This window comes from Paenibacillus pabuli NBRC 13638, from assembly GCF_001514495.1.
GTDB classification, from domain to species: domain Bacteria; phylum Bacillota; class Bacilli; order Paenibacillales; family Paenibacillaceae; genus Paenibacillus; species Paenibacillus pabuli.
The window spans coordinates 46,453-58,213 of the sequence record NZ_BCNM01000010.1; the positions used below are offsets into that span (position 1 = coordinate 46,453).

Consider the following 11,761-nt stretch of genomic DNA (forward strand, 5'->3'; position numbering starts at 1 on the left):
AGGATGAATGAACAATCATTCAAAAGAGAAGGACGAACTTACGGACAAACGGCGCTTCAGTTCCCGGATGAACGTATTTTTCTTCGCTTCCTTTGTTATTTTTAGCGTGATTATTGTACGTTTGGCATTCTTGCAATTCGTGGAAGGGCCTGAGCTGAGTCAGGAAGAAGCCAGCAACATTACAAAAGACGTACCTCTCGCTCCAGTAAGGGGAACCATCTATGATTCTACAGGTGAGGTGAAGTTGGCTTACTCCAAGCCGATTCAATCCTTGTATCTGACCTTATACAAAAATTATGGGGATGTGGATGGCAAGCCAAATCCGAACATATCGGAAGTGGAGGACATCGCAACCCGGCTGCATGATGTGTTTGAACAGTATAAGAAAAAGGATTCCGAACCGCTTACGGTGGAGAAAATCATTGAAGAGATGGACTTGAATTCCCGCAAGTCGAACGGCTTCATGCCGCGTCTGATCAAGAGTGATCTGTCCGATGAGGAAGTGGCTTATTTCCTGCAGCACAAGGATGAGTTCAAGGGGATTCAGATTGTAGAGGAAAGTGTGCGCTACTATGATCCGGATACGGTAGCCGTTCAGACGATTGGTTATCTCAAAAAGTTCAAAAGCTCCAAAGCGTTGAACAAGTATGAAGAGATTGATAAGGCCAATAAAAAGCAAACGGACCCAGGTCTTGTGTATACCGAGAATGAGTTTGTTGGTTTTGACGGACTGGAATTGCAGTATCAGGATGTCCTGCGTGGCAAAAGCGGTTATAACTCCGTTGACGTTGACTTGCGGAATTTGCCTGAAGGTGTAGCAGGCTCAACTCCACCCGAAAAAGGATATGACCTGATTTCAACCATTAACAAAAATGTTCAGGTGAAAACGGAACAGGCAATTCTGGATCAACTAAGCTGGCTGCATACACATCTGGTTTCAGGTAAGCCGCATCCGAATGCCAAAACAGGATTTGCGGTTGCGATGGAAGTGGACACAGGGAAGATTGTGGCTGCTGCCAGTATGCCGGATTACGACACGAACGTGTGGAGAACTGGCAGTATAAGCACGGAAGATTACGACAAAATAAAGTATATTTATCTAAATGGTACCATTCGTGGATTCCCGCCAGACGATTCAGGTAAACGGGCGGAATCTGTTGTACTGCTTGGTTCCACAATCAAACCATTAAGTGTTTTGATTGGTTTGAAGGAAGGCTTCTTCACGACCAATTCCGTTTATCCGGACAGAGGATCAACGACATTTGGGGGCGACAATCGCAGAGTACAGAACTCCTCCGGTCACGTATATGGACCGTTGACTCCGCGTGATGCTATTCGTCATTCTTCCAACGTATTCATGATTGACGAGATCGGGAAGAAACTATACAAGAAGTATGGGGCAAAGGGTGTCGATGTCTGGGATGAATACATGGAGAAATTTGGGTTAGGTATCTCCACAGGTGTTGACCTGCCTAATGAATATCTTGGGCGCAAAGAATATGGTGAGGAAAGCGTCGAGAGTTCCTTGACCAAGCTGGTGTATGCCTCCTTTGGTCAACAAGGGAAATATACAACGATGCAGCTTGCTCAGTACACCACGATGCTGGCGAACAAAGGAAAACGGATGGAGCCACAATTAGTCAGTGAATTCCGTGATTCAGAGGGCAATGTAGTTGAGAAAATGAAACCAAAGGTGCTCAGCACAGTTGATTTTAACGATACTTACTGGAATGAGATACAGCGAGGTATGGCAACCGAGGTATCTTCATTTAGCGGTTTCCCTTATGATTTTGCCAGAAAAACGGGAACATCGACACAGGTAGTCGGGGGAAAACCGGTGGATAACGGGGTATTTATCGCGTATGCACCACGTAACAATCCGAAGCTGGCTGTAGCCGTCGTTATTCCTGAAGGGGGCTTTGGTTCGAGCAGTGCTGCCCCTGTTGCACGTGCGATCTTCGATGCGTATGACGAGGAGTTTGGCTTGGACGGTGTACCGAAGAAAGATAAAAATAAGGAATCTGATACACAGTAATGTAAGTCCTGATTCAATGAGGGGACCCTTTCGAGGGTCCTCTTTTTCGTTTGCTAGGACTGAGTGGCTTATTTCCCATAAGACTGCTGCAAATCAGTATGTAACAAACATTGTTCATGTCGCGTTTATATAAGAGAATAAAATTTATTTCAGGATTAAAGAGATTAACGATATGTCTGCATTGACATCGTTTCGAAAGAATCGACATATGTCTGTTTTGTTTACGAAAATGTAATCAAAATCTGGAGGACATGGCAGGTGACCTTTGATAGACTTGTATAAGGAAAGGTATGTTACTTGAACCGAATGATGCAAAATGCGTGATAGATAAATTATTACATAAGAACGGAGAGGCTTATTTCATGTTTAACCGATTGAGGAAAAAGAAAGTGTCTGAAGAGGATACACCAGTCAACACGCCGTCTAGTGCAAGAATGAATATGTTCTTTTTCGCTGCGTTTGTGATATTCAGTATCCTTATTTTCAGGTTAGCTTTTGTACAATTTGTCGAGGGACCTGAGCTGACCTATATGGAAACCAGCCGTAATACGAAAGATATCCCGCTGGCCCCTGTTCGTGGGCCAATCTATGATGCGACAGGGAAGGTCGCGCTGGCTTATTCGGAGCCTGTACAGTCCCTCTATGTATTGTTGTATGAGGATTATAGGAATGATGACCGCAAGCAGGAGGCGCAGGAACTTGCTGAGGAACTGGCGGCTGTGTTTAAACAGTTTAATCCGGGGGACAAAGAACAACCCGATGCAGAAGAGATTATAAAGCGACTGGATCTGGATTACCAGAAGACATTTGGATATGTACCTAGGCTGGTTAAATCCGATTTAACAACCAAAGAAGTTGCCTATTTCATGGAGAAAAAGGCAGAGTTTCCGGGCGTTATGGTCCTTGAGGAAAATGTGCGAAAATATGATCCTGATGGGGTAGCCGTTCAGGTGATTGGTTACACAAGAGAATTTAAGCGTGCTCCAGATACACTTGAAAAATATAAAGCCATTCGGGAATCGGCAAGTACTCAGCGTGACCCGGGCCTTGTATACCATGAGGAAGAGAAGGTTGGCTTTGACGGATTGGAACTTCAATATCAAGAAGAACTTCGTGGACGAAGTGGCTACCAGTCCATTGATATTGATGCGCGTAATTTGCCAGACGGAACGATGAATCTGACCCCACCTGAAAAGGGGGATAGTCTAATTACAACTATCAACAAGGAAATTCAGATGGTTGCACAACAAGCTATTACTGATGAATTGAGAAAGTTGCCGAAAGCTGTTACAGGATATGCGGTAGCCATGGAAGTGGATACAGGTAATGTTGTGGCCATGGCGAGTATGCCGGACTACGATCCGAATGACTGGGACTATGAGAAAATCAAGTACGTGTTTCGAAATGGAACCATTGCATCGTTTCCTCCCGATGATTCTCGGCCTAGTCGGGCCGAATCTGTTGTTCTGCTAGGTTCAGTTATCAAGCCACTTAGTGTTCTAATTGGCTTAAAGGAAAACCTGTTTACTACGGGACAGACCTATTTTGACCAAGGTTACGCTACTTTGGGAAAGGATGGTAGGAAGGTGAGAAACTCACATTCCGCATTTAATGGCTCGATTACTGCGAGAAGAGCGATTGAGAAATCTTCCAATGCCTTTATGATTGATATGGTTGGAAAAGGCCTCTATAACAAATATGGGGCGACCAGGGGCGTTAATGAATGGGATAAATATATGAAACAATTTGGACTGGGCGTGTCTACAGGAGTGGATCTGCCGAAAGAGTATCTGGGCACACTGGAGTATAATAGTGATAATAATGAATCGGGTCTGACACGGCTGGCTTTTGCCTCATTTGGACAGCAAGCGAAGTATACAACGCTTCAACTCGCACAATATACCACGATGCTTGCCAATAAGGGCAAACGGATGGAACCTCATTTGGTAAAGGAAATCCGTGACGCTGACGGAAATATCGTTAAGAAAATCAAACCAAAAGTGTTAAACGAGGTTGATTTTGCCGATGCATACTGGAATGAAGTGCATAAGGGTATGGTCACCAAAGTAAGTTCGTTTGACGGTTTCCCCTATGATTATGCGAGAAAAACAGGAACTTCGGAGCAGGGAACAGGTCCGAACAAAAAGGAAAACGGAGTATTTATCGCATTTGCACCACGGGATAATCCGAAGCTGGCTATAGCCGTTGTTGTACCTGAAGGTGGCTTTGGATCGGTAAGTGCGTCTCCAATTGCACGTAAAATTTTCGATGCCTACGATGAAGTGTATGGCCTCGATGGGACTCCAAAAGGGAAGAAAGATCAGGTAAAAGATACAGAGTAACGTGAAGCAGCGCAAAATAAAAAGGACAAATAAGCGAAAAAGAAAACAGGCTAATTTAACGCCAACATACGCTTTTGGACAGGCAGGGGAAATTATCCCTTGCCTTTTTATTTTGTATCGACTAAAATTTGCACAAGGGAAACATTATTAGACGAGTATAAATTTTAATACCCTGTACAACAAAATTAGATGTGGACAATTATTTTAGGTGAGGGAAAGGGGAGGCTTGGATTGTTGATGGTCAAGATGAGGAGTTTTCAGAGGGGATTAATGACACTCGCTGTGGTTGTTCTGGTCATTGTGCTGACTGCGTGCTCAAGTGCAGCGGAAACAGGAGGTAGTGAAGGGAAAGTACAGGTTACAGCCACAACAGGCATGATTGCGGATGTAGCGCGTGAAGTCGGCGGGACATATGTTGATGTCACCGGGCTGATGGGCCCAGGGGTAGATCCTCATTTGTACAAGGCTTCGCAGGGAGATATTCGGAAGCTGGAGCAAGCAAAGGTCATTTTCTATAATGGGCTGCATCTCGAAGGCAAAATGACAGACATCTTGGAGAAAATGTCCAAGAGCAAAATAGTAACAGCTGTCTCGGAGAAAATTCCGGTGGATGAATTGCGTTCAGGCAAAGATACAGGCGGAACGGAATACGACCCACACGTCTGGTTTGATGTTAGCCATTGGATGCATGCCGCAGAGGCTGTGCGCGATACCCTCGTGGAAGCAGACCCCGAACATGCAGAAGCGTACAAGGCCCAGGCAGCGCAGTATCTAACGAAACTGGAAGCATTGGATTCCGAGGTGCGGGAAAAAATCCAGGAGATTCCGGAAGCCAGCCGGGTATTGGTCACGGCGCATGATGCCTTTGGATACTTTGGCCAAGCCTATGACATGAAAGTGATGGGGCTTCAAGGAATCAGTACAGCAGCAGAGTATGGTGCGAGGGATGTCAGTGAGCTGCGGGATTACCTTGTGGACAACAATATCAAAGCGGTATTTGTAGAATCTAGTGTACCGGCAAAAGCGATGGAAGCGATTATTGCCGGTGCAGCCGAAAAAGGACATACCGTAAGCATTGGCGGTGAACTGTTCTCGGATGCGATGGGTGCTGAGGGAACAGAAGAAGGAACGTATATCGGCATGATCCGGCACAACACTCAGACGATTGTAGAAGCATTAAAATGATAAACCATATGAAGAGAGGAGTGGAAAGAGCATGAGTGATGCAATTCTATCCGAAAAATCTCAATCCAATACCAATGTTAAGCATCTGAAGGGAACGCAGCCTACATCATCTCCTCTTCGTGTTCGGGATCTGGCGGTGGCTTACCATAAAAAGCCGGTGCTCAGTGGGGTATCTTTTGACATCCCGGAAGGTCAGTTAATTGGCATTCTTGGTCCCAATGGAGCAGGTAAATCAACTTTGATCAAAGCCGTTCTGGGACTCGTGCCCAAAATGCACGGCGAGGTGCAAATTTTCGGACAGTCGTACCGAGAACAGCGTCGCCGGATCGGTTACGTACCTCAGCGTGAATCGGTTGATTGGGACTTTCCGACTCACGCGCTCGATGTTGTCATGATGGGGCGTTATGGACATCTGGGCTGGTTTCGCCGTCCAGGCAAAAAAGAACGGGATCTGGCAGCCCACTGCCTGGAGCAAGTGGGAATGGGTGACTATATGCACCGCCAGATTAGCCAGCTGTCCGGTGGGCAGCAGCAGCGAGTCTTTCTGGCACGGGCACTGGTACAGGATGCGGATCTATATTTCATGGATGAGCCATTTGCAGGCGTGGATGCCACAACAGAAAAGGCCATTATTTCACTATTGGAACAGTTGAAGAAGCAAGGCAAGACCGTGTTGGTTGTTCACCATGATCTGGCAACCGTTGAGGAATATTTTGACCATGTGCTGCTTCTTAATGGACGGCTGGTTGCAGGTGGACCGACGAATGAAGTTTTTGTACCGGATACTTTGCAAGAGACGTACGGAGGCCGGATCGCGATGATCGGAAGCCGGACGGAGAAGGGCCAGGTGTAGTGCATGTGGAACTGGATAGTAGCGATTTTGTCCGATCCGAATACGCGCTGGATATTGCTTGGTTGTCTGCTGCTCGGATTCAGTAGTGGAATTATTGGTTCATTCACATTTTTGCGCCGCCAAAGTCTCATGGGGGATACGCTGGCTCATGCAGCTCTGCCAGGGATTTGTATCGCGTTTATGTTAACGGAGACCAAATCAGTCGGATTATTTCTGTTCGGTGCGCTTGTGGCTGGAATCATTGCGACCTTCGGCATATCGTGGATTACTCGGTATTCCCGGATCAAGCAGGATGCGGCGATGGGAATTGTGCTGACTGTATTTTTCGGTATTGGCGTAGTGATGCTAACACGGATTCAGCATGGGGCAAGCGGCAGTCAAAGCGGACTTGATAAATACTTGTTTGGTCAGGCCGCATCCATGGTGATGACGGATGTGTATGTCATGGGCGGCGTCTGTCTGGTACTACTGATTGCTTGTCTTGCATGGTTCAAGGAATTCAAGCTGGTGAGCTTTGATCCGGGATTTGCCCGGGGCATGGGACTGCCGGTGGGTATGCTGGAACAACTGATTCTGCTGCTGACCGTTATTGCGGTTGTTGCGGGGATTCAGGCGGTTGGCGTGGTGCTTGTCGCCGCTTTGCTGGTGACTCCTGCAGCAGCAGCCCGCTATTGGACGGACTCGCTCTCGCTTATGGTACTGCTGGCCGGTATATTTGGAGCACTGAGTGGTGCGACAGGTACCATCTTCAGCACATTGGTGCCTAATCTGCCGACAGGGCCAGTAACGGTACTGGCAGCGACAGTACTATTTGCGGGTTCCGCATTACTTGCTCCACGTCGTGGACTGCTGGCACGCCGTTTGCGAAGTATGCAGGCGAAATCCGCTTACTTAAGGGAAGAACATGCCACGCTCCAGACACTCTCTGCACAGCGGGCACAGCAGGAACGGGGTGAGTTGTAATGGCAACGTTTTGGATTATATTAACGGCCATCCTGGTATCCTCCGCTTGCGCCATTCTTGGCTGTTTTCTAATATTAAGGCGGATGGCTCTGGTTGGCGATGCGATCAGTCATGCGGTTCTTCCGGGTATTGCAATTGCTTTTCTGTGGAGCGGTTCACGTGATTCGCTGTGGATGCTGCTCGGTGCAACGGTATTTGGTTTACTGACGGTGTTCTTCATTCAAAGCTTGCAGGCTGGAGGACTATCATCCGATGCTTCCATCGGGATTGTATTTACAGCACTGTTCGCAGTGGGGGTCATTCTGATCAGTCTGAATGCCGGGCATATTGACCTGGATCTCGATTGTGTCTTGTTCGGTGAGATCGCTTATGTCCAGTGGGATACGTTAACCCTTGGGGGCACAGATGTAGGGCCAAGGGCGGTCTGGATGCTGGGGATCACCTTGCTGGTCATCCTCGTTGTGATTGGATTGTTCTACAAGCAATTCAAGCTGTGTGCTTTCGATCCGGCGCTGGCCGCGGCCTGCGGCATTCCGGTAGTGCTGTTCCACTATCTGCTTATGGGACTCGTTTCCATGACATCGGTGGCTTCATTTGAGAGCGTAGGGTCCATTTTGGTGGTAGGCATGTTGATTGTACCTGCAGCGACGGCTTACTTACTCACGGATCGATTGGGTAAAATGATTCTGTACAGCGTGTTCGTAGGAGTGGCTTCCTCGATTGGAGGCTACATCATGGCTTATGCGCTGGATGCTTCCATTGCAGGTTGCATGGTGGCGGTAGCAGGTATTCTGTTTGTCCTGGCCCTGCTGCTGTCTCCAAAGCATGGTATTGTCTTCCGTTATGCTCGTCGCAAATTCGCGGCACGTTAATTCATAAAGACTTAAGATCCACCCAATCCCAATAGCAGCTCCTCCTGCCGGAGTGAGCTGCTATTGGGATGCCTAAAGGTGACAATGAGGTGGATTAGATAAATATAACAATCCTTACGGTTCCAAAAGCACCCGATGAACCCCTTGGCTTCCTCCCGGTGCGGTTCCGAGATATAAATATTTCCCCTGGCTTACGGCCGTGGTGATGCCATACAATGTTCCTTCAGGATCATGCCAGCTATTCACAAGCTCTCCTTCTGGTCCATATTCTGCGACAAGTCCATGTTTCACCGGCGCGCTGGCTCCATTTAACAAGGACTGTGGAACTTTGGACATCGTCGCGGCTACCCAAGGATGACTATGCATGTAATCGGCAAAAGACAGACGGGTTGTGAATACTCCTACCCAAAAGTGTCCCTGTGCGTCACGGGTGATATTGTCCGGAAACCCAGCCAGATTCTCTGCAAAAATATCAGAGGTGCCTTGTTTGGGCCCCTTGAGCCAGTACCGGGTCAACTGATAATGATACGATTCGGCTACAAGCACGAAATCTTCTTCGGCAGACAATACGACCCCATTGGCAAAATATAAATCCTTAAGCAGAACGGTCGTCTGCTTGGTCAGCGGATCATATTTCAACAAGCGTCCATGCGGTTTATTCTCGGCAATTTCTTTGAACATGACCTTGCCATAGTTAGAGGTATCGGAGAAATAAATCGATCCGTCTTGAGCAATGTCCAGCTCGTTCGCCAGGTAGATCGGCCCTCCATCTACTTCATTGGTTAGTACTTCGATATTTCCGTTCGGGTCAATGGACAGCAGCCCTTTCTGAATATCTGCCACAATCAAATTTCCGGCAGCATCAAATTTCAGTCCGTTAGGTGTTCCGTGGGTATCGGCGAACACCTCCGCAGGCTGCGCCTTGCCCTCCGCGTCAAAGGTTACTCTGTAAATTTTGCCGTCGGAGTCACCCGTATACAGCCGCCCTTCTTTATCAAAAGTGATAAATTCCGGGAACTTCGCGCGGTCTGTAACCAGTTCTGCGGAGTTAAGTTTGTTGTTCTCTTTCCAGGGACCATCCTTCTCAAAAGAAGGAGCCACAGGTGCAGACCAAAGTGCAGGTTCTACCGGGGCGGGCATCAGCAGAAATACAGCGATTCCCAGCACAATGACCCCGAGCAGGGCCAGGCTCCATCTACGAATTTGTTGACCAGTGGAACGTTTGTGTTTTTTTTGTTCTGTTGACATTATTAATCCTCCTAATATGGTTGCCTTGGCGAGCATACCCCCGACCATTCTTGAGGCATCGTTTCTATTAAGAAACGGTGTTACCAAACTTCGAAAAAAAAATACCAATTCATAAATTAGCACAAATAATTTTGGTAACACTGTTTCCTATGAGAATCATAGTAACCAAACGGATACACTTGTGTCAAATCTTTTTTTAAGCGTGATGGCTTCAATGGCAACCTTTTTGCAAATGGTTAGGATGACTGTTATAAATTGGCAACTCTGTTGCTGGTCAGTAACGTGATAATCGAATGAAGGTGATCCTTAATTTACCGTTTATTTGTCAATAAAGAAGGTCTGGCCCAGCAGCAAGGACAGATTTCGGACCAGGAAGAGACAGGGACTCTTGTCAGCACTATATGGGCATCGCTGCACGGTGTAATCCACCTGTATATGGGCGGGTTCCTTGGTGATATAAAGGCAGCCCATACCGTATACAAACAAACAATGGATTTGATGTCCCAATCCTTGTTTGCAGTATCCAAACCAGACAGAGGAGCGGACAGGGAATGAATGCTAAAAGCGCGGTTCATCCTGCAGGGGGTGAACCATTTTTTTTGTTTAGAGATTTATACATTACAAGGATAACTACGAAGGAAAAAGGATCCTGCCTAAGGGAATGCGTAATAGTATTACAGAAACGGAGAATAAGAGCCGGCAGAAAAATGACTGCTGGCTAGTGAGCCTATTTACCCGGTAGAGTTGGGTTCGGGCTGCGACTGTGTCGTGCGTGAGCGTACATGCCTTGGGACAGACCCCACTTGTAAATGGCGTGAAGGTTCACCCGCATCGCGGGTTCCTTTGTTGCAGGCCGACGATCTGTGGTAAAATGTCGTTAGCTGTGACGTCCGGAGCATCCGCCTATGCGGATGGCGGGCGATCTTTTTGTGAGAGTATGTTGGATAAGGAGAAGTAGAGAGACAACTGAGGAGGAATACGGCATGAGTGAACTAAAATACAAATTGCTTGCACTCGATATGGATGGAACATTGCTTAATGATAATCATGAAATTACACAGGAAACCGCCAAATGGATTCAGATCGCCATTCGGCGGGGCGTGCATGTGTGCCTTTCGACGGGAAGAGCGGTTTACCATGCGATGCCTTATGCGGTACAGCTTGGACTGGAGACACCGATGATTACGGTCAATGGCAGTGAAGTCTGGAAAGCTCCGCATGATCTGCATATGCGTCATCTGATGGACCCGGCATTGATCCGCCAAATGCAGGAGATTGGCGAAAAATATAATAGCTGGTACTGGGCATACTCCGTGGAAGAGCTGTTCAACCGTGATCGTTGGACGGATAATATTGAAGATCTGGAATGGCTAAAATTCGGATTCAATACCGAAGTAGATGAAGTTCGTCACCAGATTATGATGGAGCTGCAACAAATGGGTGGTCTGCAAATGACGAACTCCTCACCGGTTAATATTGAGATTAACCCTGGTGGTGTATCCAAAGCGAGCGGTGTAGCTGAAGTCTGCAAGCTGCTCGGCATAGAGATGTCTGAAGTGGTTGCTGTTGGAGACAGCTTGAACGATCTGGCTGTTATTGAAGCCGTGGGTCTTGGTGTTGCCATGGGCAATGCACAGGAACAGGTGAAGGAAGCGGCTGACCTGATCGTAGGGAGCAACAACGACGATGGCATTGTCGAAGTCATCCGTGATCATATTTTGAAGGGGGAGTAACCTTTGCTCGCAACCGTTGGCTGGATTTTAATTGTACTGCTATTTGCGGTGGGGATGGCCGGAACGGTATATCCCATATTGCCTGGTGCCATAGCGATTTTCTTCGCGTTTCTGGTCTATGGCTGGTTTTTCAGCTTTGATCCGTTCGGTGCGTGGTTCTGGATTATCCAGATTTTGATCGTAGTGGTGCTGTTTGTCGCTGATTATGTTGTCAGTGCCTGGGGTGTGAAGAAATTCGGCGGCTCCAAATTATCGACGACGCTTAGTACGATTGGTGTCATCATAGGCCCATTTGTCATTCCGGCATTCGGACTGGTTCTGGGGCCATTTATCGGTGCTTTTATCGGGGAACTGATCGGCGGGTCTTCACCTGCCAAAGCTTCCAAAGTCGGATTTGGCTCCGTGGTGGGGCTGTTTACAAGCACCGTTATGAAAATTATTTTGCAAATCGTCATGATTGTTCTGTTTATTATCTGGGTGGTCAGATTCGCATAGACGTTCGGGAACGGCTTCATCTGGATGCACGTCGG

The 11,761-nt window shown here is 47.4% G+C and carries 10 protein-coding genes; 9 read left to right on the forward strand and 1 reads right to left on the reverse strand.

Going from position 1 to position 11,761, the window contains the following annotated elements:
• Nucleotides 1–7 precede the first annotated feature (7 nt).
• From PPA03S_RS14710 to PPA03S_RS14735, 6 genes are all read left to right on the forward strand, one after another.
• On the forward strand, nucleotides 8–2,035 hold the full coding sequence (locus PPA03S_RS14710) for a peptidoglycan D,D-transpeptidase FtsI family protein (RefSeq protein WP_062324069.1): 2,028 nt from the start codon (nucleotides 8–10) through the stop codon (nucleotides 2,033–2,035).
• A gap of 362 nt (nucleotides 2,036–2,397) precedes the next feature.
• Entirely contained in the window at nucleotides 2,398–4,377 is a 1,980-nt protein-coding gene (locus PPA03S_RS14715; RefSeq protein ID WP_082704168.1) for a peptidoglycan D,D-transpeptidase FtsI family protein, read from the forward strand.
• A 237-nt stretch (nucleotides 4,378–4,614) separates the two neighbouring features.
• Nucleotides 4,615–5,562 (forward strand): metal ABC transporter solute-binding protein, Zn/Mn family, encoded by a 948-nt coding sequence (locus PPA03S_RS14720; protein ID WP_062324070.1) that lies wholly within the window; start codon nucleotides 4,615–4,617, stop codon nucleotides 5,560–5,562.
• Between the two features lie 31 nt (nucleotides 5,563–5,593).
• The gene (locus tag PPA03S_RS14725; RefSeq protein ID WP_245683623.1) at nucleotides 5,594–6,415 is read left to right on the forward strand and encodes a metal ABC transporter ATP-binding protein; all 822 of its coding nucleotides are present in this window, start codon (nucleotides 5,594–5,596) and stop codon (nucleotides 6,413–6,415) included.
• A 3-nt stretch (nucleotides 6,416–6,418) separates the two neighbouring features.
• Nucleotides 6,419–7,378 (forward strand): metal ABC transporter permease, encoded by a 960-nt coding sequence (locus PPA03S_RS14730; protein WP_062324071.1) that lies wholly within the window; start codon nucleotides 6,419–6,421, stop codon nucleotides 7,376–7,378.
• The gene (locus tag PPA03S_RS14735) at nucleotides 7,378–8,250 is read left to right on the forward strand and encodes a metal ABC transporter permease (protein WP_062324072.1); all 873 of its coding nucleotides are present in this window, start codon (nucleotides 7,378–7,380) and stop codon (nucleotides 8,248–8,250) included. The genes PPA03S_RS14730 and PPA03S_RS14735 overlap by 1 nt, the downstream gene beginning before the upstream one ends.
• Nucleotides 8,251–8,364: 114 nt before the next feature.
• Here PPA03S_RS14735 and PPA03S_RS14740 read toward each other — a convergent pair whose 3' ends face one another.
• Nucleotides 8,365–9,498 carry an SMP-30/gluconolactonase/LRE family protein gene (locus PPA03S_RS14740; protein ID WP_062324073.1) on the reverse strand — a complete coding sequence of 378 codons (1,134 nt, stop codon included), beginning with the start codon at nucleotides 9,496–9,498 and terminating at the stop codon, nucleotides 8,365–8,367.
• A 772-nt stretch (nucleotides 9,499–10,270) separates the two neighbouring features.
• On the opposite strand from PPA03S_RS14740, the gene PPA03S_RS33680 reads away from it, so the two are divergent.
• The 3 genes from PPA03S_RS33680 to PPA03S_RS14750 are packed head-to-tail and all read left to right on the forward strand — an operon-like array spanning nucleotide 10,271 to nucleotide 11,726.
• Nucleotides 10,271–10,456 carry a hypothetical protein gene (locus tag PPA03S_RS33680; RefSeq protein ID WP_217998942.1) on the forward strand — a complete coding sequence of 62 codons (186 nt, stop codon included), beginning with the start codon at nucleotides 10,271–10,273 and terminating at the stop codon, nucleotides 10,454–10,456.
• A 25-nt stretch (nucleotides 10,457–10,481) separates the two neighbouring features.
• A complete protein-coding gene (locus PPA03S_RS14745) occupies nucleotides 10,482–11,231 on the forward strand; it encodes a Cof-type HAD-IIB family hydrolase (RefSeq protein ID WP_062324074.1) in 750 nt (249 codons plus the stop codon).
• A gap of 3 nt (nucleotides 11,232–11,234) precedes the next feature.
• Entirely contained in the window at nucleotides 11,235–11,726 is a 492-nt protein-coding gene (locus PPA03S_RS14750; RefSeq protein ID WP_501193427.1) for a DUF456 domain-containing protein, read from the forward strand.
• Nucleotides 11,727–11,761: the final 35 nt, after the last annotated feature.

What these genes read in the sequence shown, in the direction of transcription:
- PPA03S_RS14710 (WP_062324069.1), top strand. Translation starts at nt 8, where the DNA reads ATGAACAATCATTCAAAAGAGAAGGACGAACTTACGGACAAACGGCGC.
- PPA03S_RS14715 (WP_082704168.1), top strand. Translation starts at nt 2,398, where the DNA reads ATGTTTAACCGATTGAGGAAAAAGAAAGTGTCTGAAGAGGATACACCA.
- PPA03S_RS14720 (WP_062324070.1), top strand. Translation starts at nt 4,615, where the DNA reads ATGGTCAAGATGAGGAGTTTTCAGAGGGGATTAATGACACTCGCTGTG.
- PPA03S_RS14725 (WP_245683623.1), top strand. Translation starts at nt 5,594, where the DNA reads ATGAGTGATGCAATTCTATCCGAAAAATCTCAATCCAATACCAATGTT.
- PPA03S_RS14730 (WP_062324071.1), top strand. Translation starts at nt 6,419, where the DNA reads ATGTGGAACTGGATAGTAGCGATTTTGTCCGATCCGAATACGCGCTGG.
- PPA03S_RS14735 (WP_062324072.1), top strand. Translation starts at nt 7,378, where the DNA reads ATGGCAACGTTTTGGATTATATTAACGGCCATCCTGGTATCCTCCGCT.
- PPA03S_RS14740 (WP_062324073.1), bottom strand. Translation starts at nt 9,498, where the DNA reads ATGTCAACAGAACAAAAAAAACACAAACGTTCCACTGGTCAACAAATT.
- PPA03S_RS14745 (WP_062324074.1), top strand. Translation starts at nt 10,482, where the DNA reads ATGAGTGAACTAAAATACAAATTGCTTGCACTCGATATGGATGGAACA.